At 47.1% G+C, this 23,044-nt stretch carries 24 protein-coding genes and 2 pseudogenes; 22 read left to right on the top strand and 4 right to left on the bottom strand.

From position 1 onward, the window contains the following. Positions 1-23 precede the first annotated feature (23 nt). From FM037_RS16140 to FM037_RS16130, 4 genes are all read left to right on the top strand, one after another. Complete coding sequence (locus FM037_RS16140) at positions 24-854, top strand: CheR family methyltransferase (RefSeq protein WP_185976840.1); 831 nt, start codon at positions 24-26, stop codon at positions 852-854. Then, positions 847-1,446, top strand: a complete 600-nt coding sequence (locus tag FM037_RS16135; protein ID WP_144046810.1) for a chemotaxis protein CheB — start codon at positions 847-849, stop codon at positions 1,444-1,446. Before FM037_RS16140 ends, FM037_RS16135 begins: the two co-directional genes overlap by 8 nt. A gap of 120 nt (positions 1,447-1,566) precedes the next feature. Beyond that, positions 1,567-1,749, top strand: a complete 183-nt coding sequence (locus FM037_RS29570) for a response regulator (RefSeq protein WP_229380913.1) — start codon at positions 1,567-1,569, stop codon at positions 1,747-1,749. A gap of 8 nt (positions 1,750-1,757) precedes the next feature. After that, positions 1,758-2,735, top strand: a complete 978-nt coding sequence (locus FM037_RS16130) for a sensor histidine kinase (protein ID WP_229380912.1) — start codon at positions 1,758-1,760, stop codon at positions 2,733-2,735. Between the two features lie 68 nt (positions 2,736-2,803). Here the strand turns inward: FM037_RS16130 and FM037_RS16125 are convergent, their stop codons facing one another. Next, positions 2,804-4,105 (bottom strand): NAD(P)/FAD-dependent oxidoreductase, encoded by a 1,302-nt coding sequence (locus tag FM037_RS16125; protein ID WP_144046809.1) that lies wholly within the window; start codon positions 4,103-4,105, stop codon positions 2,804-2,806. 319 nt (positions 4,106-4,424) lie between these two features. Between FM037_RS16125 and FM037_RS16120 the strand changes: the two genes are divergently transcribed. The 15 genes and pseudogenes from FM037_RS16120 (at position 4,425) to rnd (ending at position 19,154) form a co-directional block, all read left to right on the top strand. Beyond that, positions 4,425-5,399 carry a LysR family transcriptional regulator gene (locus tag FM037_RS16120; protein WP_144046808.1) on the top strand — a complete coding sequence of 325 codons (975 nt, stop codon included), beginning with the start codon at positions 4,425-4,427 and terminating at the stop codon, positions 5,397-5,399. Positions 5,400-5,690: 291 nt separating this feature from the next. After that, positions 5,691-7,068, top strand: a pseudogene (gene eat / locus FM037_RS16115) (ethanolamine permease). 157 nt (positions 7,069-7,225) lie between these two features. Beyond that, on the top strand, positions 7,226-8,593 hold the full coding sequence (locus tag FM037_RS16110) for a glutamine synthetase family protein (RefSeq protein ID WP_144048995.1): 1,368 nt from the start codon (positions 7,226-7,228) through the stop codon (positions 8,591-8,593). Positions 8,594-8,642: 49 nt separating this feature from the next. Next, entirely contained in the window at positions 8,643-10,085 is a 1,443-nt protein-coding gene (locus tag FM037_RS16105) for an aldehyde dehydrogenase family protein (RefSeq protein WP_227992900.1), read from the top strand. 71 nt (positions 10,086-10,156) lie between these two features. Beyond that, positions 10,157-10,462, top strand: coding sequence for an iron-containing alcohol dehydrogenase (locus tag FM037_RS30190; RefSeq protein WP_324617068.1), 306 nt, complete (start codon positions 10,157-10,159; stop codon positions 10,460-10,462). After that, positions 10,405-10,971, top strand: coding sequence for an iron-containing alcohol dehydrogenase (locus FM037_RS30185; RefSeq protein WP_324617067.1), 567 nt, complete (start codon positions 10,405-10,407; stop codon positions 10,969-10,971). The genes FM037_RS30190 and FM037_RS30185 overlap by 58 nt, the downstream gene beginning before the upstream one ends. After that, positions 10,959-11,327: a dehydroquinate synthase/iron-containing alcohol dehydrogenase family protein gene (locus FM037_RS30180; protein WP_324617066.1), complete on the top strand. Its 369-nt coding sequence runs from the start codon at positions 10,959-10,961 to the stop codon at positions 11,325-11,327. Before FM037_RS30185 ends, FM037_RS30180 begins: the two co-directional genes overlap by 13 nt. 33 nt (positions 11,328-11,360) lie before the next feature. After that, positions 11,361-12,059, top strand: a complete 699-nt coding sequence (locus FM037_RS16095; RefSeq protein ID WP_144046807.1) for a glutamine amidotransferase-related protein — start codon at positions 11,361-11,363, stop codon at positions 12,057-12,059. A 181-nt stretch (positions 12,060-12,240) separates the two neighbouring features. After that, positions 12,241-12,960, top strand: coding sequence for a tRNA (adenosine(37)-N6)-threonylcarbamoyltransferase complex dimerization subunit type 1 TsaB (gene tsaB / locus FM037_RS16090; protein ID WP_144046806.1), 720 nt, complete (start codon positions 12,241-12,243; stop codon positions 12,958-12,960). 82 nt (positions 12,961-13,042) lie between these two features. Continuing rightward, on the top strand, positions 13,043-13,426 hold the full coding sequence (locus FM037_RS16085; protein WP_144046805.1) for a hypothetical protein: 384 nt from the start codon (positions 13,043-13,045) through the stop codon (positions 13,424-13,426). After that, positions 13,419-14,135 carry a M50 family metallopeptidase gene (locus FM037_RS16080; RefSeq protein ID WP_144046804.1) on the top strand — a complete coding sequence of 239 codons (717 nt, stop codon included), beginning with the start codon at positions 13,419-13,421 and terminating at the stop codon, positions 14,133-14,135. The genes FM037_RS16085 and FM037_RS16080 overlap by 8 nt, the downstream gene beginning before the upstream one ends. Before the next feature lie 165 nt (positions 14,136-14,300). Further along, the gene (locus FM037_RS16075; RefSeq protein ID WP_144046803.1) at positions 14,301-15,131 is read left to right on the top strand and encodes a class I SAM-dependent methyltransferase; all 831 of its coding nucleotides are present in this window, start codon (positions 14,301-14,303) and stop codon (positions 15,129-15,131) included. An 85-nt stretch (positions 15,132-15,216) separates the two neighbouring features. Then, positions 15,217-16,100, top strand: a pseudogene (locus tag FM037_RS16070) (alpha/beta fold hydrolase). A 186-nt stretch (positions 16,101-16,286) separates the two neighbouring features. Beyond that, positions 16,287-17,960, top strand: a complete 1,674-nt coding sequence (gene fadD, locus FM037_RS16065) for a long-chain-fatty-acid--CoA ligase FadD (protein ID WP_144046802.1) — start codon at positions 16,287-16,289, stop codon at positions 17,958-17,960. Between the two features lie 75 nt (positions 17,961-18,035). Next, positions 18,036-19,154 carry a ribonuclease D gene (rnd, locus tag FM037_RS16060; RefSeq protein WP_144046801.1) on the top strand — a complete coding sequence of 373 codons (1,119 nt, stop codon included), beginning with the start codon at positions 18,036-18,038 and terminating at the stop codon, positions 19,152-19,154. Positions 19,155-19,228: 74 nt separating this feature from the next. Here rnd and minE read toward each other — a convergent pair whose 3' ends face one another. From minE to minC, 3 genes are read right to left on the bottom strand one after another with little or no spacing between them, the layout of a single operon-like run. Continuing rightward, complete coding sequence (gene minE, locus FM037_RS16055; RefSeq protein ID WP_144046800.1) at positions 19,229-19,486, bottom strand: cell division topological specificity factor MinE; 258 nt, start codon at positions 19,484-19,486, stop codon at positions 19,229-19,231. Positions 19,487-19,488: 2 nt separating this feature from the next. Continuing rightward, the gene (gene minD, locus FM037_RS16050) at positions 19,489-20,298 is read right to left on the bottom strand and encodes a septum site-determining protein MinD (protein ID WP_144046799.1); all 810 of its coding nucleotides are present in this window, start codon (positions 20,296-20,298) and stop codon (positions 19,489-19,491) included. 28 nt (positions 20,299-20,326) lie between these two features. Beyond that, entirely contained in the window at positions 20,327-20,992 is a 666-nt protein-coding gene (gene minC / locus FM037_RS16045) for a septum site-determining protein MinC (RefSeq protein WP_144046798.1), read from the bottom strand. Between the two features lie 121 nt (positions 20,993-21,113). On the opposite strand from minC, the gene FM037_RS16040 reads away from it, so the two are divergent. From FM037_RS16040 to FM037_RS16030, 3 genes are all read left to right on the top strand, one after another. Beyond that, positions 21,114-21,395, top strand: a complete 282-nt coding sequence (locus tag FM037_RS16040) for a YcgL domain-containing protein (protein ID WP_144046797.1) — start codon at positions 21,114-21,116, stop codon at positions 21,393-21,395. An 18-nt stretch (positions 21,396-21,413) separates the two neighbouring features. Next, positions 21,414-22,424, top strand: coding sequence for a lytic murein transglycosylase (locus tag FM037_RS16035; RefSeq protein WP_229380911.1), 1,011 nt, complete (start codon positions 21,414-21,416; stop codon positions 22,422-22,424). A gap of 117 nt (positions 22,425-22,541) precedes the next feature. After that, positions 22,542-22,982, top strand: coding sequence for a YcgN family cysteine cluster protein (locus tag FM037_RS16030; protein ID WP_144046796.1), 441 nt, complete (start codon positions 22,542-22,544; stop codon positions 22,980-22,982). The last annotated feature ends 62 nt before the right edge of the window (positions 22,983-23,044 follow it).

Here is a 23,044-nt window from a genome sequence, read left to right as displayed (position 1 = left end):
ATTTTGGGGACGTTATCTTGATTATGAAATCTGAAGATATGATTGAGTTTGAAGTCAATCAACTGCTTGAGGCGATACATTTCCGTTATGGCTATGACTTTCGTGATTATTCCAGAGCCTCTCTGGAACGAAGGATTTTAAATCGAGTTCAGCTATCGGATCTTGACTCTGTGTCTGACATGGTACCTAAAATTTTACATGATCCGGATTTTTTCGATCTCTTTTTACGGGACATGTCGGTGACTGTGACCGAGATGTTTCGTGAACCTCTGGTGTTCAAGAAGGTACGTCAAAAAGTTTTTACTCAGCTCAAAACCTACGCAAGAGTCAACATCTGGCATGCAGGTTGCGCGACGGGAGAGGAGGTCTATTCCATGGCTATCATGCTCAAGGAGGAGGGGCTGCTGGAGCGTACCCGGATTTATGCCACCGATTACAATAATCATTCTCTGGAGATTGCCGAGAAGGGGATTTATCCCGCCGAAAAAATAAAACTATTCACGCAAAATTATCTGGCATCCGGCGGCAAGGCCTCATTTGCCGATTATTATCAGGCAAAATTTAACTCGGCTAAGATGGCAGAGTCGCTCAAAGAACATATCACCTTTGCCAACCATAATTTAATGAAAGATCAGGCCTTTGCCGAGATGCACCTGATCGTGTGTCGCAACGTGCTCATCTATTTTAACCCCAGGTTACAAGATAGGGTTCTCAGCCTGTTTAAAGAGAGTCTGATCCCCAGAGGCTTTCTCTTGCTAGGGGATAAGGAGACTCTGGAGTTCAGTCAGGTAAAGTCCTCATTCGAGGAGTTTGCTACTAAGGAGCGGATATTCAGGCGGCTCATTCATGTATGAGGCCATGGTCATAGGGGCTTCTGCCGGTGGGTTACATGCATTGACGGCTATCTTGCCGCAACTTCCCTGTGATTATCCTTTGGGGGTTCTTATCGTTCAGCACAGATGCAGGCAAGCAGATAATTTTTTGGTGGAGTATTTAAATGACAGATCAGCTGTGGTAGTCAAGGAGGCTGAGCCTGGTGAGGCTATACAGCCTGCTCATGTGTATATTGCGCCCGCCGGTTATCATCTGCTGGTGGAGCGGGATAAAACTTTGAACTTGAGCATAGATCCACCAGTGAATTATTCTATCCCTTCAATCGATGTATTGTTTCAATCGGCGGCGGCCTGCTACAAGAATCATCTGATTGGGCTTATACTTACAGGAGCTAATTCTGATGGAAGTCTGGGTTTGAAAATGATCAAAAATTATGGCGGTTTCGCCATAGTACAAGATCCTCAAACTGCCGAGGTCGATGTGATGCCAAAAGCTGCTATAGACATGGTCGTTGTCGATAGGAAAATCCCCTTAGATAAGTTGGGGCATTATCTTGCTAAGTGTGATTTTAAGCCTGAGTTTAGTGTGGCTAAGGACCATTTACATGAATGAGTCCTGTCCTAAAATTCTGATCGTCGATGACGAGCCCAATAACCTGCGTGTTTATGAGCGTATTTTAGCCCCCTAAACTTAGACTTTACGAAAGCCATGTCCGGTCATCAGGCGTTGGCGGTGGCTCATAAACATGATTTCTTTTTGATCTTGATGGACGTGCAGATGCCCGGCATGGATGGTTTCGAAGCGGCTTCACTTATCTTAGAGCACCCGAAAACCTGCCATATCCCCGTTATCTTCATTACCGCATTTGCCCGTGATGAGGCCTTCGAGTTTAAGGGTATATCAGCGGCGCGGTAGATTATCTGGTGAAACCGATTAATGATGAGATTTTGAAGAGTAAAGTGGGGGTGTTTCTAGAGCTCTATAAAGAACGCCTTAGATTAGATAAGGCTTATGAGACGAAGAAGAAGGCCGAAGAGGAGCTGAGAGTACACAAGGAAAACCTCGAAGAGTTAGTCAAAGACAGGACCAAGGAGCTACAGGAGTCCATGGAGCACTTGATATCGGCGCAAGATAAGCTAGTCAAAGCTGAAAAAATGGCGTCCTTAGGTCGATTGGTGGCCGGGGTGGCTCATGAGCTCAATACGCCGATTGGAATTTGTGTTACAGCATCTTCCTTTATGCAAGGGGAGACGGGGAGATTGAGTCATGAGTTTAATGAGGGACACTTGTCACATGAAGAGATGTCCGGATTTTTCGATGCCGCTGTTCAGTCATCTGAGATGATTTTATCGAATCTGAACAGAGCGTCTAAGCTGATAAAAGACTTTAAACTCGTGGCAGTCGATGTGTCATCAGAAGAGCTAACCACATTTAATCTTATGTCCCATGTCGATGACAGCATTACTGAAATATTGCCTGAGTTAGATTTAATCCATCATCAAGTGAGTATCGAAGGTGATAAAGACTTGAGGGTGACTACATACGCAGAAACCTTGAAATTAGTACTCAAAAATTTACTGCTTAATGCCATCACTCATGCCTTTGAGCATGATACGAATGGAAAGATCATGATTCACATTGCCCGAACAGAGGACAGGGTGATAGTTCGTTTTAAAGATGATGGCAAAGGCATGTCTGCGGAAACCGTGTCTATGGTCTTTGAACCTTTTTATACGACTCGTAGAGGCTCTGGGGGCAGTGGGCTTGGTTTATACATAGTGTTTAATCTGATCACTCAAGTGTTAAAAGGCGATGTGCATTGTAAGAGCCTGCTGGGCGAAGGTACTGAGTTTAAGATCACCTTTCCGATTGAGAGAGATACCGATTTATTTGGTAATTAAAGCCATTACTTTGATCGTTTTATGCCCTCATTGTCATTGAGGGCATACATTATTTGTAAAATATTATTTTAGTGTAACTTCATTCGAGGTCTGACTACCCTCATCAATTTTTCGGCTAGCCACAGAGCGATAGTTTTAAACGTTCCATGTATGGCTTTTTGATGCATGCGGTAAAGAGAGATATATACCAAGCGGGCGATCTTGCCCTCGATAAACATACTGTTCTTAGTTAAATTCCCCATCAGGCTGCCGACTGTGCTGAAACGAGACAGATTGACCAGGGAGCCATGATCCACATAAATGTATGATTCCAGTGACTCTCCCTTGAGTTCATGTAGGATGTTTTTCTCGACGCACTGTGCCATCTGGTGAGCGGATTGTGCTCTTGGTGGCACGAAGCTACCATCGGCCTGTTGGCAGGCACAGCAATCACCGATCACATAGATATCATCATTGATGGTGCTGAGTAAGTTAGCCTTAACCATGATCTGGTTGGCTCGGTTTAACTCAAATATCTCGATATTTTTGATAAAATCAGGGGCCTTCACCCCAGCGGCCCACAACATCAGGTTGGCTTCGATGAGTTCACCTTCGGCTGTGACAAACCCTGCGGTACTCGCTTCACTTATGCGGGTATTTTCCATCACATTGACCCCAAGCTTACTTAGCTCACGCCTTGCTGACGTGGCTATGCGTTCGGGGAGTGCGGGAAGGATGCGCGGACCCGCTTCAATCAGATGAATATTGAGTTTTTCTTTGGTCATCTTGCTCAGGCCATAGATTTTCAATAGTTCAGTAACATGATAGAGCTCAGCCGACAGCTCAACACCAGTCGCGCCGCCTCCGACGATAGCGATATTGAGCTCATTGATGGACTCAGATTGATGCACGCGAGTAAAGCTGTCTAACAGGGCATGATGAAACCGATTGGCCTGTTGATGAGAGTCGAGGAAGAAGCAATGTTCTCTCACTCCAGGAGTATTGAAGTCATTGCTGACACTGCCGATGGCGATGACTAATTTGTCATATTGAATTTGACGCTCAGGTAACAGCACTTTACCCCTGTCGTCTGTGATTGGGGCGACCTTAATCAACTTATTATCGGCATCGAGATCGCAAAACGTCCCAAGTTGAAACTGATAGCCATGTTTTGCCGCATGGGCAGAGTAAACCACTCCATCGAGATCAGAATCCAGAGAGCCTGTGGCCACTTCATGAAGTAAGGGTTTCCAGATATGGGTTCTGTTTTTATCGACGAGCACTATTTGGGCGCTGTTTTTCTTGCCAAGCCTGTGGCCTAATTGAGTCGCTAGCTCTAACCCTCCGGCCCCACCACCGACAATGACAATTTTTGGACATGATGACTTCATTATGCGTTCCTTAATTACAGCACTGTTAACCTTGCTATCGATAGCTTGATTTTTCACAGAATGGATTTTTCTTCGAGACACTAATTTATTAAGTACTGATCTATAGCCTAATTATGTTGTCGTATATCACACCTTAAGTCATGGTTATAAACTCTGTTGTTTTAGGTTTATCCAGTGTTATCTGCTTAATTTGTGTCGTGATATCTTCAGCAAGGTGAGAGACTGGGAGTTCAATTTACGATTTGTGAGTAATAAAGCTACTAAATAGATGAGTTTCATGGCATGTTTTTTATTCATCCCAACGGATCTTCAGGTATGAGTGCGATCATTTGACTTCGATTTAAAAGCCTTGCAGGTATTTGTTATGACTGCGCAAACAGGCAACATGACTGAAACGGCTAAGCGCCTGGGCCTGACTCAATCTTCGGTGTCACAGACCTTGTCGGTGCTTGAGAAGGGGGTGAATGCCAAGCTGCTGGATCGCAGCATACGTCCCGTAGGCCTGACTATTGCCGGGCGATATTTTTTCGACCAATCCTCTCATCTCTTATCTCAAGCGGAGCAGACTCAAAGAGTGATCGCTCAAGGCAGTTTCGAGCAGCTGCATCTGGTGCGTATTGCCTTAGTGGACTCATTGGCCACAGCTTTGGGGAAACCCTTAATAGAGGTGGTGAAACGACGCACAGAGAACTGGACATTAACCACGGGTCGCTCAAACATGCATGCCGATGCCTTGCTGTCTCGGCAACTCGATATCATCATCTCGGATGATGCCCTCGAAGATAACGACGATATCTGTCGATATCCGATTCTTTCAGAGCCATTCGTGCTGGTGGTTCCTGCAAATTTTCAAGTGTGTGGGGCGAATCAACCTTCGCTGCAACAAGTTAAACAGCTTGAGAAAGAACTCGATTTTGTCCGTTATACCCAAGACTCACTCATTGGTATCTGCATCGAACGTTATCTTAAGCGTCTCGCTATAGAGCCAAGTTTGCGGCTGCAACTGGACAATACTTTTGCTGTCTTGTCTATGGTCGCTGCTGGTATCGGTTGGACGATAACCACTCCCTTATGTCTATATCAGAGTGGCATAGGCCTGGATCAGGTTAAATGTCTGCCTCTCCCAGGGAAAGCGCCTCTACATCGTCAATTGACTCTAGTGTGCCGCCGGCATGAGTTGGGGGATCTGCCTCAGAAAATGGCCGAGGACAGCTGTGACATCATGCGGCAGAGTTTCTTGCCTGAATTAGAAGAAGATCTGCCCTGGCTGGTCGCAGGGATCAACATAGGTTAGTGAGAATAGGCTGATATTTGAGGTAAGTAGTAGATAAAATTTGAGAAGGAATTCGCCCTAGTATTAAGAATTTTAATACTAGGGCGTTAGTACAAATGATTGTTGTTGTCCAATTGGCTGGAGGCCATTAGGTTCGATGAAGCGTTAATTTACCACGAGTTAACACGCGTCTATCGGGCCATTTCGCAAACCAAGATAAAGGGAAGTGTCATGTCACAAGAATCAAAGCAAGAGGCAGTAACCAGTACCCAAAGTACCGGCATCGAGAATAACGCCGTTTCCGATGAATACATGAGTAAGAGGCAGCTGAAAAAAGGGGTCGCGGGCTGGATAGTGCTCGCTAGCCTTGGGTCTCTTATGTTATTTCAGGAGATTTCGCTGGCTGGAATTTTGGCTTAGCCTTGGGCGGTTTCGGCGGCATGTTTATCGCGACCTTAGTGATGGGTTTGATGTACATCTGTCTGGTATTGAGTCTGGCTGAGATGTCTTCTTCTCTGCCCACGGCAGGAGGTGGCTACAGCTTTGCCCGCCGGGCCATGGGTCCCTGGGGAGGCTTCTTGACCGGCACCGCGATTTTGCTGGAATATGCCATCGCCCCAGCCGCTATCGCTGTGTTTATCGGCAGTTATGTTAATGAACTCATAGGTATCGACGGCCCCATTGTCTACGCTGCTTTCTATCTGACCTTTGTCGGGCTGCATCTGTGGGGAGCGACTCAGGCATTGCGGATCATGATGGGAATAACCTTACTTGCGGTTATCGCGATAGGGGTCTTTGCCTTTTCTATGGTGTCTCATTTCTCCGTGGACAACTTGTTTGATATCGCGGCTAACCCAGATGTTGCTGGTTCGAGCCGTTTTCTACCCGAAGGCTACATGGGGATCTGGGCGGCGTTGCCATTTGCTATGTGGTTGTTTCTCGCAGTGGAAGGTGTGCCATTAGCGGCCGAGGAGGCTACGAATCCGGCGAAAGACATGCCCAGAGGTATCATAGCTTCTATGCTGGTGTTAATCGTATTTGCTGCCGTGGTGCTATTACTGGTACCCGGCGGGGCAGGTGCTGAGGCGATGAAAGCACATGGTGCGCCTCTGGTTGGCGCTCTCCAATCTGTCTATGGATTAGATTCTTTCGCGGCAAAGTTTGTCAATGTCGTCGGTTTATTTGGCCTGATAGCCAGTTTTTTCTCTATCATCTACGCCTACTCCCGTCAGGTGTTTGCACTCTCCCGCGCCGGCTATATTCCTCGCTTCCTGTCGCTGTCGGGTCAGCGTAAAGTGCCTGTGTGGGCCTTGATTGTTCCCGGCATCTTGGGCTTCTTGCTGTCCTTATCCGGTGAGGGGACCTGATGATCACTATGGCGGTATTTGGCGCCACTATCTCCTATGCCATGATGAGCCTGTCTCATATCATTCTTCGTAAGAAAGAGCCCAATCTCGAACGTCCCTATAGGACTCCTGGTGGCATCATTACCTCTGGAATTGCACTTGTGCTCTCTCTTGTCGCCCTGGCATCGACCTTTATTGTCAGCCTGCAAGCCGCGGCTTGGTCAGCACTCTTCTATTTGATCATGGTGACCTATTTCGTGCTCTATAGCCGACATAGACTGGTGGCCTCGGCTCCCGAGGAAGAGTTCGACATCATTTCATCTGCCGAATCCGAGCTTAACTAAATCTACAGCTAGAGTGACTGCAGCTCATTGTTCTTATACTAATATTTAGTTATCAGTTAGGCGATGAAGTCAGTCATTAAGGGGTGAGTCAGTGTGATTGGCTCATTAGCCTGTTGGCCTGCTAATAATAAAAGGAAGCATGACTATGCAAACAAGAATGCAAGCGAGAGAAGTAAAGAATGTGGCCGATGCCATGGCCATCATCGAAGAGCGAGGCTTGAGTCATGTAAAAGTCGGTGTATTTGATAATGATGGTGTGATGCGCGGCAAATATATGTCTAAGTCTAAGTTCTTCGCTTCATTAGAGAAGGGCTTCGCTTTTTGTGATGTGGTGCTTGGCTGGGACATGAAAGATCAACTCTATGACAATGCCAAATACACAGGTTGGCACACCGGCTACCCGGATGCGGCAGTGAGGATTTTGCCCCATACCTGTCGCGATGTGGTCGATGAGCAAGGTATGTTGCTGTTTATTGCCGAATTTGCCCAAGAGGCTGAAGTCGTCTGCCCCCGTGGCACCCTGAGGCGGGTGATTGAGAAAGCAGACAAAATGGGTTTTAAGGCGTTCGGAGCGCTGGAATATGAGTTTTTTCTCTTCAATGAAACGCCGCATTCAATTCGTGAGAAACACTACCGTAATTTAGAAACCGTGACACCGGATTGGTTTGGTTACTCGATGATTCGTAATTCGGTGCATTCGGACTTATATGAGGCCATTCTCTCCATGGGTGAAACCATGGACTTTCCCATCGAAGGAATACATTCCGAGACGGGTCCTGGTGTTATCGAGGCCGCCATCGCAGTGGACGGCGTCGAGGCTGCGGCCGATAAAGGCGCGCTATTTAAGACTTATATGAAGGTGTTGGCACAGAAACGCGGCTTGATGGCCACTTTTATGGCGAAATGGTCAGGTGATTATCCCGGGCAGAGTGGTCATATTCACCTCTCACTGCAGCATAAAAACGGTCAGTCGGCATTTTTCGACCCCAGTCAGCCCCACAATATGAGCAAGAACCAGCGTCATTTCCTCGCTGGACAACAGCAGCTGATGCCGGAATTTCTGTGCATGATAGCCCCAACCATCAACAGCTATTCCCGTATGGTACCAGGTTTTTGGGCACCCACCGACGCAACTTGGGGGGTGGAGAACCGTACCACGGCATTAAGAGTCATCCCGGGCAGTGCCAAGTCCCAGCGAATCGAATATCGATTGGGCGCCGCAGACGCTAATCCTTATCTCGCTCTAGCCGCTGCGCTGGCCAGCGGTTTATACGGCATAGAGCATCAACTAGAACCTCAGGCTCAGGTCAAAGGTAACGCCTATGAACAGGAACATGATGTGTCCTTGGCATTGCCTGCCACCCTGTGGGATGCCGCGCAGCGATTTAAGCAATCCAAGGCGGCGAAAGAGTGTTTCGGTGAGCAGTTTGTCGAGCACTTTGCCATCAGCCGGGAGTGGGAAGAGCGAGAGTTCAGGAAGCATGTTAGCGACTGGGAGATGGAGAGGTATTTCGAGATTATCTAGTCGTCTATGAGCATATGTATGTACATTTTTAGTGGGAGTTCAGTGCTAAATGAATATGTCGCAGCAAGTGAAAATATCAGATGAAACCAGCAAGGTCGTTATTCAGCAGACCATCTCGCCTATCGATGCCAGTGTCTATGTGACTCGACACTTGGCCGACACGGAGCAGGTGTCTGCCTGTGTGAAGCGGGCAAGCCAGGCTTTTAAAGGCGCAGATACAGGCTGGAAACAGACTTCGCTGGAGAGACGAAAAGCCCTGTGTCAGTCGGCTATCGATATCTTAGTGAGCCATAAAGAGGAGATAGCTCAAGAGCTGAGTTGGATGATGGGGCGTCCGGTCCGCTATGGCGCTGGCGAGCTCGCCGGCGTCGCCGAGCGTAGCGAGTACATGATAGGCGTATGTGAGCAAGCGTTGGCGGATATCGAATGTGAAGATAAACCTGGTTTTACTCGCTATATAAAGCGAGAAGCATTAGGTGTTGTGCTGGTGATTGCGCCCTGGAATTACCCTTATCTCACCGCCATCAACGCTATTATTCCTGCGCTGCTGGCGGGTAATTGTGTGATCCTCAAACATTCGGCTCAGACCCCATTGTGCGCGGAGCGTCTGTTTCAGGCGTTTGAACAAGCCGGGCTCCCCGAAGGCGTGTTTCAGTATCTGCATATGAGTCATGAAAATACAGCAAGCCTTATCGCCGATAACAGAATCAGTTATGTGGCCTTCACCGGCTCGGTATTTGGCGGAGAGATGGTGGAGAAGGCCGCTCTGGGGCGTTTTATCGGTGTGGGGCTCGAGCTTGGGGGGAAAGATCCCGCCTATGTGCGCCAAGACGCCGATATCGACAAGGCGGTCGAGGCCTTAGTCGATGGCGCCTTCTTCAATTCGGGTCAGTCATGCTGCGGCATCGAACGTATCTATGTGCACCACAGTGTTTATCAGGAGTTTGTCACTAAGGCCGTGGCGTTAACCAAGCAATACAAGTTAGGACGCGCCGATGATAAGCGTGTGACCTTAGGGCCTTTGGTGAGGCGAGAGGCGGCCGACTTTGTGCGCGGGCAAATCCAGGAGGCTTTGGCCCAAGGCGCCGTCGCTCATATCGATGAATCTCAGTTTGAATGGAGCCAAGCGGGGAGCGCTTATCTGGCGCCGCAAATTTTAACCCATGTGGATCATCAAATGCGGTTGATGACAGAGGAGTCCTTCGGTCCCGTAGTTGGGATCATGAGTGTCTCAGGCGATGATGAAGCTCTGGAGCTGATGAACGACAGTGACTTTGGCTTAACGGCGAGTATTTTCACCCAGGACATTGAGAAGGGGATCGAACTCGGTGAGTGTGTTGAGACCGGCACCTTCTTCTTAAATCGCTGCGATTACTTAGATCCTGCGTTGGCCTGGACTGGCGTGAAGCAGTCGGGCCGAGGCTGCACCTTATCACAGCTTGGATTTGAGTCATTTACTCGACCTAAGTCGTTTCATATCAAGCACGGTTAGTGCTGAGTTCTGCGCAGGTGTCGCGATGTTGAACTCATGTGTTTAATACATAAGAATTAAGGAAGCTGTCTATGTTATTGCAAGCCAATTGGAATTACCCCACAGATATCACGGTGGGCGAGGGCTGTATCAAACAGGTTGCTACTTGTTGCCTCGAGCTTGAGATGACCCAGGTGTTACTGGTGACAGACCCGGGATTAGCCAAGCTGCCCATGGTGCAAGAAATACTCGACATTTGTGTCGGTGCGGGTCTGGTTATCGAGGTCTTTTGCGATATTCAGGCTAACCCGACGGGGGGAATATTCGCAGTGGCGTCGATGTGCTCAACAGTGGCAAGTTTGATGGTGTGGTGGCGCTGGGCGGCGGTTCGAGTTTAGATGCGGCCAAAGCCATCGCCTTGATGGCAAAGCAAAGCATTACCTTGTGGGAGGCTGAAGATGTAGGCGATAACTGGCGTCAAATTAATGGGAGTTTGATGTTACCTGTGGTGGCAGTGCCTACAACCGCAGGCACAGGCTCCGAAGTCGGTCGGGCCTCGGTGATCACTGATACGGATGGAGAACGGCATGTGAAACGCATTATTTTTCATCCCAATATGATGCCTGCCAAAGTATTACTGGACCCTAGGCTGACAATAGGCTTACCCGCCCATATTACCGCCGCCACTGGCATCGATGCCTTATCTCATAATCTGGAAGCCTATTGTGCCCCCTTTTACCACCCTATGGCGGAGGGCATCGCCATCGAGGCTATCAGCTTGATTAAAGACTTCTTACCCAGGGCCGTGGCCAATGGTGAAGACATAGAGGCCAGGACGCAGATGCTGGTCGCATCCTGCATGGGCGCCACCAGTTTTCAGCGTGGCCTGGGGGAATGCATGCCTTAGCGCACTCTCTCGGCGCCTTATACAACAAGCATCATGGCTTGTTAAATGCGATCTTGATGCCCTATGTCTTATTAAGAAATAGAACCGAGATTGATACTCGTATCACCAGACTCGCCGGTTATTTAGGCTTAAAGGATCCAAGCTTCGATAGTTTCCTCTCTTGGGTACTCGAGCTTAGACAAGCATTGTCTATACCAAATAGTTTGAGTGATATAGGCATTAATCTGGATGATGTTGTGCTCGTGGGGGAGATGGCTGCAAAGGATGCTGCGGCAGGAGGAAACCCCATACCCTTAACTCCGGTGCAATACTCTATTTTATTCAGTGACGCGGTTAAAGGTCAGCTCTGCTCTTGAAAGAGGCGAAAAACACCTCTTGGAGGACACAATATGATAATTGGAATTTTGCAATGTGATGATGTGACTGAAGAGTTGCAGGTGCGCCATGGCAATTATCCTCGGATGTTTACTCAGTTGTTTGAGGCGGTAGAGGAAGATATTCAATTTAAGGTGTATCGTGTGATTGAGGGAGAATATCCTCAGTCTATCCATGAATGCGATGCCTATATCACCACCGGCAGTCGTTTCGGGGTCAATGATGTCCATGAGTGGATTAAAGCACTCGAGGACTTCGTTATCGAGTTATACCAATCTAATAAAAAATTGGTCGGGATCTGTTTCGGCCATCAGATGATAGTTAAGGCATTAGGCGGTGTGGTGGAAAAGTCAGTGAAAGGTTGGGGAGTCGGCGTCAGCACCACAAGGGTGCAGCAACAACAGCAATGGATGGGTCAAGGTCAAAATGAAATATCTCTGGTGGTGAGTCATCAAGACCAAGTGATGCAGTTGCCGACTGACTCACAGGTCTTAGCATCGAGTGAGTTTTGTCCCTTCTACATGATACAGATTAATGAGCATTTTTTAGGAATACAGGGTCATCCGGAATTCAGTAAGCGTTATTCATATGATCTTATGCAGGCTCGGCGAGGCAGAATCCCCCATGAGCGTATCGAAGCAGGCATAGAGTCACTGGACTTGAGGGTTGACGATAAATTAGTGACCCGCTGGTTGATCAACTTCTTAAAGTAATCCTTATCCATACGGTTTGCTTGATTTCTGGCCGTTAAATCTATGTTTAGCCGTTTAATTCCCCCTTAGCCGCCGACAAGTGAATATCACATAGGTTATAATGTTCAATTTGCACGTCGTCTTGCTGAGCTTATCTAGGCTCTTCGAGGCGTGATTTTAGCCTTTTTGTTTGTGGTAAGAGATGACAGATATACAGAAAACCTCCGATGAGCTCACCATACTTTCACTAGACACCTGCACCGAATCTTGTTCGGCGTCTTTGGTGAGCAACGGCAAGACATATCATGAATTGGCGATAGTGCCTCGTGAACACAGCCAGCGTATCTTGCCTATGATAGACAGTGTCTTATCTCAAGCAAATATCAAGATTGCCGATGTGGATCTTATTGCCTATGGTCGCGGTCCGGGCAGCTTCACCGGGATCCGTATCTGCACCAGCATGACTCAAGGTCTGGCCTTAGGACAAGATATTCCGGTGATTGGCTTATCTAGTCTACAGACCATGGCACAAGCCGTATATGACGATCAAGGTGGCGAGCAGATCGTCGCTGCCATCGACGCCAGAATGGGTGAAGTCTATTGGTGCCAATTCGTGATTAAAGAGGGTATCGCGGAGGCTGTTAGCTCTGAGGTGGTGATTGCCCCGGATTTAGTGACCTTAGCACCGGATACCCAAGGCGCTATCCTGGCCACTGGTACGGGATTCGATACCTATCCTCAGCTACTCGAACTATCGAATGAATTAGTGCCTGCGGATAACATCAAGTTTCCCGATGCTAAATCGATGTTAGCGCTGGCAAAACAGGGTTATACTCGAGGACTATCGACCTCTGTCGATGAACTGGCACCTGTGTATGTACGCGATACGGTTACCTGGAAAAAATTACCGGGACGTGAGTAGCTTATACCAGTATTTAAGGTAAGCTTAATCTGTTAAAAGCCATTACGGAAATATTTGTGGCCTTAGGAAAGGAGTCGATTTAATGCAGATACAAACCAACCATTTTAACGTGCTCAAGTCCGGGTCATCGAGTATTGCGCCGGCATCCTTAGATGCCATAACCCTGAACACCAGTGATCGGGTTGAGAGCTCATCTCGAGTCGAGCAGATTGATAAGGTTCGCCCCTCATTCCAGAAAGAGGAGAGTAGAGAGAGTGCAGCAGAGGGGGCATCGAATGAGCTTCTCCTTGCTACCCAAGTTCAGTCTCCTACACCCGAACAGTTGGCGTTTCGTCTAGGCGCCAAGCTTGAATATGAGCAGCAGACCCAAGCCAGTGAAGGCGCGGTTGCTCAATACCTGACCAACCAACATGCGGCCGAAAGAGAAGCCATCCAACAGATGGTTGGAATTGATACCTATGCTTAATCAGTCAGGCGCACTCGAGACTCAGATAAACCTGCCTGTCACTGGTGCTCCCAGTCGGGGACGTTTCTTAGTCGAACTCTTAATCGCTTTGCTCATCACACGTTTACCTTTTATCAGTGTCCCTTTTAAATGGCTCGAAAGTTATTTTCATGAGCTTTCACACGGCTTGGCCACCTTATTGACCGGTGGCGCTGTGAGCCATATTCAGCTTTTCCCCAATGGTGCTGGCTTGTGTTTCAGCCAAGGTGGTTGGCCTGTGGCTATCGGCTTCAGCGGTTATTTCGGTGCCGCTCTTTGGGGGTATTTAATCTTTATTCTGGCGACTTGGCCCAAGGGCATAAGAGTGAGCTTCGCCCTATTGGGCGGCGCGGTTGTATTGACGACCTTGTTGTGGGGGAGGGATCTGCTGACTATCTCCATTTTAGCCAGTCTTGCCGTGCTCTTCCTGCTGCCGCTAAAATTAAATAAAAACCGCTTCATGGGCTGTGGCTTAAGGATCATGGCACTGATGATCATGTTAAATGCCCTAGCCAGCCCTACTGTCTTGCTCGGCCTCAATGGCAAAGGTGATGCTGCCATGTTGGCGACTGCCACGTGGATCCCAGCCTGGATCTGGGTGTTTATCTGGCTGGCCTTCAGCGCCTTGATGATCTTCCTTTGCTGGCAACGTGTCGATAGGGCAGCATCTAAGACCAGTTCCATTAAGTAAGTGATCATTCGATTGAGTCCACTCATTATCTTTTTGTTACATTTCTCCTCCACTTTCAGCCAGTAAGCCTCCCTATGGTCGGCTAAACCCACTTGGTTTTTGAGTTCGCTGCTGATAGGTTAGTCGAGTCCGATTTATGATTAACTTATATACAGGGAAGCAATAATGAGAAATAACATGTTTGTGGCTGGCGTGCTCGTCAGTGCCACGCTGAGTTTCAACGCCTTAGCCCATTCTGATGGTCATGGGGTGAGCAGTTTACAGCAAGCGGTGAATAGCGATTTTAGACAAGATAAGAATGCCAGCCGAGATGACTTTCGTCACCCTTTAGAGACCTTAGTGTTCTTTGACATCAATCCAAGCGATAAGGTGATCGAACTGTGGCCCGGTGGCGGCTGGTATGCCGAGATCTTAGCGCCATACTTGGCTGTTGATGGCCAATATGTTGCGGGGAACTTCGATACACAGCCTATTGATGAGAAGAAACGTGAAGGTTATAAAGCCAAGTCCGGTAAGAAGTTTGAAACTTGGCTACAAGATAATCGTCAACAGCTAGGTAAAGCGACGACTGTGACGTTCGATCCGCCGACACATTATGTTTTGGGTGGTGATGCCAGTGTCGATGTTGTACTGACATTTAGAAACTTACATAACTGGGCGATGAAAGATCAGCTAGAGCCAGTATTCGAGTCGGCTTATAAAGTGTTAAAATCCGGTGGAACCTTTGGCATAGTCGAGCACAGAGCCAAGGCGGGAATGGACGCTAAAACGGGTTATATGGATGAGGCGAAAGTGATCGCATTAGCCGAGAAAGTGGGCTTCACTTTAGTCGCTAAATCCGAGATTAATGCCAACACTAAAGACACCAAAGATTACCCTAAAGGTGTATGGACCTTGCCGCCTAGGTTAGCCTTAGATGATCTTGATAAAGAAAAGTATCTGGCCATAGGTGAGAGCGATCGCATGACACTAAAATTTACTAAAAACAGTCAATAAATAACTGACATCTTAGGTTAAGTATGGCACTGTTGCGCCCCCTGAAAATGGGGCGTGTTAACTAACAAGATCACAATGAGGTCCTATGCTGCATACTCGAGATGAAAAAAATGAGGTCCAGATACAGTTACCCCATATACGTTTATCCGGACGTCGTTGGGGAAGCGCTGATAAGCCCTTATTATTAGCCCTGCATGGCTGGTTGGATAATGCCAACAGTTTCGAGCCTTTGGCCGAGTTCTTACCTCAATACCAGATCTTGGCGATTGACTGGCCTGGCCACGGCCATTCTGAGCACAGGCCGGGATTATACCCATTACATTGGATTGATTACCTCTATGATCTTGAGTTGTTAATCAACAAGCTCAAAGAACAAGAAACATTCGTAGGCATCATAGGTCACTCTTTAGGGGAATCATCGCCGCAGCATATACGGCGGCTTTTCCTGAACGGGTCAAGAAGCTAGTGCTGATCGAAGCCATCAGTCCATTATTCGAGTCAGCCACTAAAAATAATTTAAGACTAAGAAACAGCTTCGCCAGTCACCTTCGCATGGTCAGTAAGAGCGTGAACTCTGCGGCCGTTTATGACTCGATTGAACTCGCGGTCAAGGCCAGAGCAAGATTGACCGGCCTCGATGAAGCTTGGTGTCGCTTGTTAGTCGATAGAAATATGCAACGAGAGGGGACGGGTGTCAGCTGGCGCAGTGATCCCCGGCTTAAATTAGACTCTCCATTGAGACTGACCTTCGAGCAGGTAGATGCCTTGATGACAGATCACAGTACTGAGACACTCATTATCACAGCCGAATCAGGTTATGAGCAGATAAGTCAATTATTGCCCAAGGCTCAACTATGGTTCAATCACTTGTCTTGTATTGAGTTAGCCGGCGACCATCATCTGCATATGGGAAATGCGAAACAAGTCGCCGATGCGATCTTAGTCTTTATGTCTGAAGAGGGAAAATGAGATAAAGAAAAATGGGGCTAGGTTTTTTACTCTATTTATGTGATGATGATCGAAATTAAAACACTTGTATGAAATTGGTGTTTATTAAAAAAATAATTAAAATCAGTGATTTTGCTTGTTGATTTTCAAGCTATTTATAGGCTGATAAGCTTATATCCACTGGATGTGGGGATTTAGGAGAGATTTGTGGAACAGATTTGGATTGATAATTTACCGGATGATGTACCCGCTGAGATCGACGTTGAAGAGTACGGCTCGCTTGTCGACATGTTTGAGACTTCAGTATCGCGATTTGCCGACCAACCCGCTTTCGTTAACATGGGCGCGACTTTAACCTATCGTAAACTAGAAGAGCGCAGCCGTGCTTTCGCGGCTTACCTTCAGAACGAGCTCAAGTTAGAGAAGGGTGATAGGGTCGCCATCATGATGCCCAACCTATTGCAATATCCTATTGCCTTGTTTGGGGTATTGCGTGCCGGCATGGTGGTGGTCAATGTTAATCCCCTCTACACACCGAGAGAATTGAAGCATCAGCTGAATGACTCGGGTGCCAAGGCCATAGTCGTCGTGTCTAACTTCGCTCATACCCTGGAAAAAGTTGTCGAGCAGACGCCGGTAGAGAGTGTTATTTTAACCGGACTCGGTGATCTTCTTAGCGCTCCGAAACGCACCTTAGTTAACTTTGTTGTCAAATATATCAAGAAGATGGTGCCAAAGTTCGATCTTCCCCATGCTATTTCCATGAGAAAATCCCTCAGCAAGGGGCGCCGCTTACAATATGTGAAGCCTAAGCTGAATAAAGATGATCTGGCTTTCTTGCAATACACAGGTGGTACAACGGGAGTGTCTAAAGGCGCGATGTTGACCCATGGTAATGTGGTCAGTAACTTACTCCAGGCCAATGCGGCATACTCTCCTATGCTCAACGACGGCAAAGAGTTTGTTGTTACTGCGCTGCCGCTTTATCATATTTTCGCGTTAACGGTGAACTGTCTGCTGTTTATGCATAAAGGCGCGAATAACCTACTGATCACTAATCCCAGGGATCTGCCCGCTTTTATCGGTGAGTTGAAGAAACATCCCTATACTGCGATTACAGGGGTTAACACCCTATTTAATGCGCTGGTTAACTCGGAAGAATTTAGAAAACTCGATTTTTCAAATCTGAAGTTGTCTATCGGTGGTGGCATGGCTGTGCAGCGCGCCGTCGCTGAGAAATGGCAGAATATCACTAAGACCAAGTTATTGGAGGGCTATGGCTTAACCGAAGCTTCGCCTTTGGTGACGTGTTGCCCCTATAACTTGGCTGGTTACAACGGTGCCATAGGCTTTCCCGTTGCTATGACAGATATTCAGGTTCGTGATGATGATGGCAAGGTCCTGGCTCAGGGAGAGACTGGAGAGTTGTTTGCTAAGGGGCCGCAAATTATGCTTGGCTACTGGCAACGTCCGGAAGAAACCGCTACCGTCATCGATAAGCTGGGTTATCTGGCTACCGGCGATATCGGTTATATGGATGAGAAGGGCTATTTCTTTGTTGTCGATCGTAAGAAAGACATGATTCTTGTGTCTGGTTTTAATGTGTTTCCCAACGAAGTCGAAGAAGTGGTCGCCATGCATTCGGCCGTGGTTGAAGTGGCTGCCGTGGGCGTGCCTAGTGACATCTCAGGCGAAACCGTGAAGGTGTTTGTGGTGGTAAGTGATAAATCTTTAAGCGAACGAGATATCATCGACCATTGCCGACTGCATTTAACGGGATATAAAGTGCCTAAGCTGGTAGAATTCAGAGATGAGCTACCGAAAACCAACGTAGGTAAAATCTTACGTAGAGAGCTAAGAGATGAGGTTAAGTCAGCTTAATCCTGTCATTGATATCTTTTCTCTCTAAGCCGGCTATATGCCGGCTTTTTAACGACACAATCTTGGGAGAAGACCTTGTTAGCGTTTGAATATATAGAGGACGATGCGAGCTTAACTGCACTCGTATCGCAATATCGACAAAGTGATCTATTGGTATTAGATACCGAGTTTGTCCGCACCCGCACCTTTTATGCCCGTCTAGGTTTAATACAGGCCTATGATGGCAAGACGTTAGCTTTGATAGACCCAGTTGCTGTCAATAATTTATCTGAGTTTTGGAGTTTACTGACTGAGCCTGGTATCACCACAGTGCTGCATTCATGTAGCGAAGACCTCGAGGTCTTTGCCCGTAATGGGGATTGCCAACCAGCTAATCTATTCGATAGTCAGATCGCCGCCGCCTTGTGTGGCTTAGGTCATGGACTCGGTTATGCTAAGTTAGTGGAGCAGACGTTAGATATCAGCTTAGATAAGGGAGAGTCGCGTACCGATTGGATGAAGCGTCCCTTGAGTGAGGCTCAGCTCAATTATGCCGCGAACGATGTCTATTATCTTTATAATCTCTATCCTCAGTTGCTCGAAAAACTGCAAGAGCAGGGGCGATTAGCTTGGGTCATTGAGGAGGGAGAGCGAATGACCCGAGGACGATTAACGCCGCCGGATCTGGAGCAAGCCTACCTGAAAGTTAAGAATGCCTTCCAATTGAGCCCAAGGCAGTTGGCCTACCTCAAGGTACTGGCTCGATGGCGCTTGAAAAAAGCCATCACACGAGACTTGGCTGTAGGCTTTGTGGTTAAAGATCATGCCTTGATAGGGTTAGCTAAGAAGCAGCCGAAAAATAGCCAAGATCTTTTTAAGATGATTGAGCTTACCGAGCAGGAGAAGCGAATTCACGGCAAGGACCTTTTGGCCTTATTGAACACAGCCGATGTCGAAAATCCGCCTAAGGCAATCGATGTTATCGCCTTAAAAACGGGCTACAAAACATCATTTAAGGCGATAAAGAACTGTCTGGTTAGCATATCCGAGGAGCAGCAAGTTCCTATCGAACTCTTGGGCTCTAAGCGATACATTCACGGGTATTTACAGTGGTTGTGGGACGGTAAAACTGGTGAGTCGCCCTTGTTATTGACGGGCTGGCGTAAGGATTTGGTTGAGACGGCATTGACTGAACTAAAGCTTTCAAATATTTAGTCGGCGCAAGACACAAAAAACCGCAGCATCAGAAAGGTGCTGCGGTTTTTTCGTTTAACTGTACGCCTGTGTACTTACTTTTCCGGTAAGGTCACATTCAGTTCGAGTACTGATAACCTGTCATCATTTTGATCCAGCTGCACGGATATCTGATCTGTATCAACCTGCACATACTTGCGGATCACCTCGATGATCTCTTGTTTCATCTGAGGAAAATAATCAGGTGCATCACGCTCGCCCCTTTGATGGGCGACGATGATCTGTAAGCGTTCTTTTGCCGTCGATGCCGTATTGGGTTTCTTCTTGGTCTTGAAATAATCGAGTAAAGACATAATTAGCTCCCAAATATCCTTTTTAAGAAACCTTTCTTCTCTTCGGTGACGAAACGTAGCGGGAGTTCCTCGCCCAGTAGGCGGTCCACGCTGTCGCTGTATGCTTTTCCGGCATCACTCTCTTGATCTAAGATCACAGGTACACCTGAGTTTGAGGCCTTTAATACCGCCTGTGACTCAGGAATCACGCCGATAAGTGGAATGGCGAGGATATCTTCAACATCTTCTACACTTAGCATCTCTCCGCTCGATACTCTTTTTGGAGAGTAGCGGGTGAGTAACAGATACTCTTTAACCGGCTCTAATCCTTCTTCGGCACGTTTCGACTTACTTTGTAGCATGCCTAGAATACGGTCGGAATCTCTCACCGAGCTCACTTCCGGGTTTGTCGTGACGATGGCGATATCGGCAAAATAGAGTGCCATCATGGCACCCGTTTCGATACCTGCGGGGGAATCACAGATGATATATTCGAAATCTTTAGCGAGATCTTGCAGAACCTTGCCAACGCCTTCCTTAGTTAATGCATCTTTATCACGGGTTTGCGATGCTGGCAGTATGTACAGTTTTTCGCAGCGCTTATCTTTAATCAAGGTTTGGCTGAGATTTGCTTCACCATTGATGACATTGACAAAATCATACACCACACGACGTTCGCAGCCCATAATGAGATCTAAGTTACGTAGTCCAATATCAAAATCTACAACGACAGTTTTATGTCCCTTCAATGCCAAACCTGTAGCAATTGCAGCACTGGAAGTTGTTTTCCCTACGCCGCCTTTACCTGAGGTGACAACAATAATTTGCGCCATGTGTGCTTCTATCCTTATTTCTGTCTTTTTAAAGTGGTAGAGCTTCGATGGTGAGAGATTCACCGTCTAGCCGAATACAACCACTTTTCGTTGTGCTGTTTGCTTGAATGTTTTCCGTTAGCCAATATTGACCCGCGATGGAAACCAGCTCGGCATCGATGGTTTTTGCGATTATGACCGCATGTTTATCACCCGCAGCCCCAGCCATTGCCTTACCACGAAGGGAGCCGTAGACATGAATGCTGCCATCGGCGATAAGCTCTGCGCCATTGCCGACTGTGCCAACCACGATCAGATCGCTGTTCTTAGCATATATCTGCTGACCCGAACGGACATTCTGTTTCACTATCTTGGTGGTCCTTGGCATTTGTGGTTGAGCTTTTGCTTGCTTGCCAGATTTGATCTGTGCCAAGCCTAAATCTTTAGCTTGAGTAGCCACTTCTGTGATCGCGCCTGTGATGCCAACGATGACGAGTTGCCTCGAAATGAGCAGGTCTTTGAGGGCGGCAAGGTTATAATCGGGATCGGTAATTGAGCTAAGATTGACAACCAGAGGGGCGCCAATAAAAAACTGAGGGGCGATAGCTAATTTGCTATCTAACTCTGCTGCGACTTTTTCCAGATCAAAATGATTGATATGAAGCACAGAAAGCGTAAAAGAGGAGCCTTTCAATTCTAGGCTGGGTTTCTGCATGCCGATATTGCTCTTTATAAATAATCAGCATTGACGCTGATGTGCATTATATTCCTGACCTTCCATGTTATAGTGTGACTCAGTGACTGGCAAGTTGAATAGTTTGGAAAGTTGGTAGTATATGATCTGTGCGGTATATAAGAGTCGCCTCAAGGCTGACAGTTATCTTTTTGTTGAGAAACGTAATGAATTTGAACGTGTCCCAGAGGCATTAATGGAGATGTTTGGTTCCCCAACATTAGTCATGATGTTACCCCTGTCAAAAAGAGATCATTTGGGCTTTGCCGACATAGATAAAGTCAAAAGTGAGCTGGTTAAAAAAGGTTACTATTTACAACTGCCCCCTCCAAAGGTTAACTTACTCGAAGAGCATAAGAAAGCGATTGGCTACAGCGGTAAATAGCCTGAATAGGGAATGTTTATGGTGCTAAAGAAGCCTCGTATGTGGGCGATGCGATTGTTAGTTATGCCATTATTGATGATGGCATCCCCAGCGGTGTTGGCCAATGAGCCAAGCAATGCGGGTAGTTTTAATGAGTATTTGTCTCAGTTAAAGCAAGAAGCCATCGATTTAGGCATCGATAAGGCCACGATAGAAACTGCATTTCCTAAGATTAAACGATTTAAACAATCTACCCCGCCAAAGCAAGACCTCAACCTTCCAGCATCTCTTGAGACATACCTACCGGCAACAGTAACCGACGCGAATGTGATCACAGCCCGTGCCATTTTTAAGGAGCACAAGGATGAGCTGGAAACCTTGGGGGATAAGTATGGGGTTCAGCCCAGATTTATTTTAGCCCTGTGGGGCATAGAATCCAATTATGGCGCCCATTTAACTAGCTACCCCGTACTTTCTGTTACCGCATCCTTAGCCTATGAAAGTAAAGAACCCTCCATATATAAAAATGAGTTTTTCGCCGCCTTGAGAATTCTTGACCAAAAGAAAATGGCTTTCGATGATCTCAGGGCGTCGAGAACCGGCAGTATGGGACAGATTCAGTTTACACCCAGTATGTATCTTGATTATGCTCAAGATGGTAACGGAGATGGCAACAAGGATATTTGGAATAACACCTTAGATGCGTTGGCGTCTGCAGCGGCTTTTCTAAAGAGCTCTGACTGGAAAAATCAAGAAACCTGGGGGCGACAAGTTAAAGTTCCTCAAGAGTTTGATGCCAAACTCGCTTCCTTAACGGTGAAGAAGACATTCTCACAGTGGTCGAATCTTGGGCTCACTCGCTTCGATGGCAGTGCATTACCAGCTAGGGATGATATGTCTGTGTCTCTCATCATGCCAGACGGCCCCTCGGGTCGAAAATACCTGATTTATGACAACTACCGTTCACTATTGGTGTGGAATCGCTCAGACTATTTCGCCATATCTGTGACTTATCTGTCTGAAAGATTGAAATACCCTCCTATCAAATAACGCTCAACCTGAGGTCTTACTAAGATAGAGAATCATGCAGAGAGCCATGAGCTTCAATGAATTCGCTAACTAGTGTAAAATAGCCTGCGAAAGTCGTCTTTTTTATAGAATTGAATAATGGAATTTTGGAAAGAAAAAACCTTAGCCCAGATGAATACTTCAGAGTGGGAGTCTTTGTGTGACGGCTGTGGTAAGTGTTGCTTGAATAAAATTATCGATGATGAGACCGAAGAGCTCTATTACACCAATGCGGCGTGTAAGTTATTAGATAGCCATGAAGGCCATTGTACCCACTATTCAAACCGATTCGACTATGTGCCTTCGTGCACTCAAGTGACCATGGATAACGTCGCCGAGTTGACCTGGTTGCCGGATAGCTGTGCCTATCGACGTTTATATTTAGGTAAGTCATTACCGAGTTGGCATCCACTCATTACTGGTTCCAAAACTCAGATGCATAAAAATGGCATGTCGACACAAGATAAGGTGATCTGCGAGACTAAAGTCAAATACATGGAAGATCATATCGTGCTCTGGCCGTTGAGAGACCTAAATTAGTCGACTAATTTCACCAGATATAGAAAACAAAAAACGCCCGGCTGGGCGTTTTTTGTTTTGGT

Origin of the sequence: Shewanella psychropiezotolerans (assembly GCF_007197555.1) — a bacterium.
GTDB lineage: Bacteria > Pseudomonadota > Gammaproteobacteria > Enterobacterales > Shewanellaceae > Shewanella > Shewanella psychropiezotolerans.
The sequence above is the reverse complement of the archived record's forward strand: the minus strand, read 5'-3'. Positions and strand labels throughout refer to the sequence as shown.

Bases quoted from the DNA above. Each gene is read 5' to 3' on its own strand.
- FM037_RS30180 (WP_324617066.1), top strand. From the start codon at position 10,959: ATGCATGCCTTAGCGCACTCTCTCGGCGCCTTATACAACAAGCATCAT.
- FM037_RS16135 (WP_144046810.1), top strand. From the start codon at position 847: ATGTATGAGGCCATGGTCATAGGGGCTTCTGCCGGTGGGTTACATGCA.
- FM037_RS16085 (WP_144046805.1), top strand. From the start codon at position 13,043: ATGCAGATACAAACCAACCATTTTAACGTGCTCAAGTCCGGGTCATCG.
- FM037_RS16125 (WP_144046809.1), bottom strand. From the start codon at position 4,105: ATGAAGTCATCATGTCCAAAAATTGTCATTGTCGGTGGTGGGGCCGGA.
- FM037_RS16075 (WP_144046803.1), top strand. From the start codon at position 14,301: ATGAGAAATAACATGTTTGTGGCTGGCGTGCTCGTCAGTGCCACGCTG.
- tsaB (WP_144046806.1), top strand. From the start codon at position 12,241: ATGACAGATATACAGAAAACCTCCGATGAGCTCACCATACTTTCACTA.
- FM037_RS16140 (WP_185976840.1), top strand. From the start codon at position 24: ATGAAATCTGAAGATATGATTGAGTTTGAAGTCAATCAACTGCTTGAG.
- minC (WP_144046798.1), bottom strand. From the start codon at position 20,992: ATGCAGAAACCCAGCCTAGAATTGAAAGGCTCCTCTTTTACGCTTTCT.
- FM037_RS16110 (WP_144048995.1), top strand. From the start codon at position 7,226: ATGCAAGCGAGAGAAGTAAAGAATGTGGCCGATGCCATGGCCATCATC.
- FM037_RS16105 (WP_227992900.1), top strand. From the start codon at position 8,643: ATGAATATGTCGCAGCAAGTGAAAATATCAGATGAAACCAGCAAGGTC.
- FM037_RS16040 (WP_144046797.1), top strand. From the start codon at position 21,114: ATGATCTGTGCGGTATATAAGAGTCGCCTCAAGGCTGACAGTTATCTT.
- FM037_RS16030 (WP_144046796.1), top strand. From the start codon at position 22,542: ATGGAATTTTGGAAAGAAAAAACCTTAGCCCAGATGAATACTTCAGAG.
- FM037_RS30190 (WP_324617068.1), top strand. From the start codon at position 10,157: ATGTTATTGCAAGCCAATTGGAATTACCCCACAGATATCACGGTGGGC.
- minE (WP_144046800.1), bottom strand. From the start codon at position 19,486: ATGTCTTTACTCGATTATTTCAAGACCAAGAAGAAACCCAATACGGCA.
- FM037_RS16095 (WP_144046807.1), top strand. From the start codon at position 11,361: ATGATAATTGGAATTTTGCAATGTGATGATGTGACTGAAGAGTTGCAG.
- minD (WP_144046799.1), bottom strand. From the start codon at position 20,298: ATGGCGCAAATTATTGTTGTCACCTCAGGTAAAGGCGGCGTAGGGAAA.
- FM037_RS16080 (WP_144046804.1), top strand. From the start codon at position 13,419: ATGCTTAATCAGTCAGGCGCACTCGAGACTCAGATAAACCTGCCTGTC.
- FM037_RS16035 (WP_229380911.1), top strand. From the start codon at position 21,414: ATGGTGCTAAAGAAGCCTCGTATGTGGGCGATGCGATTGTTAGTTATG.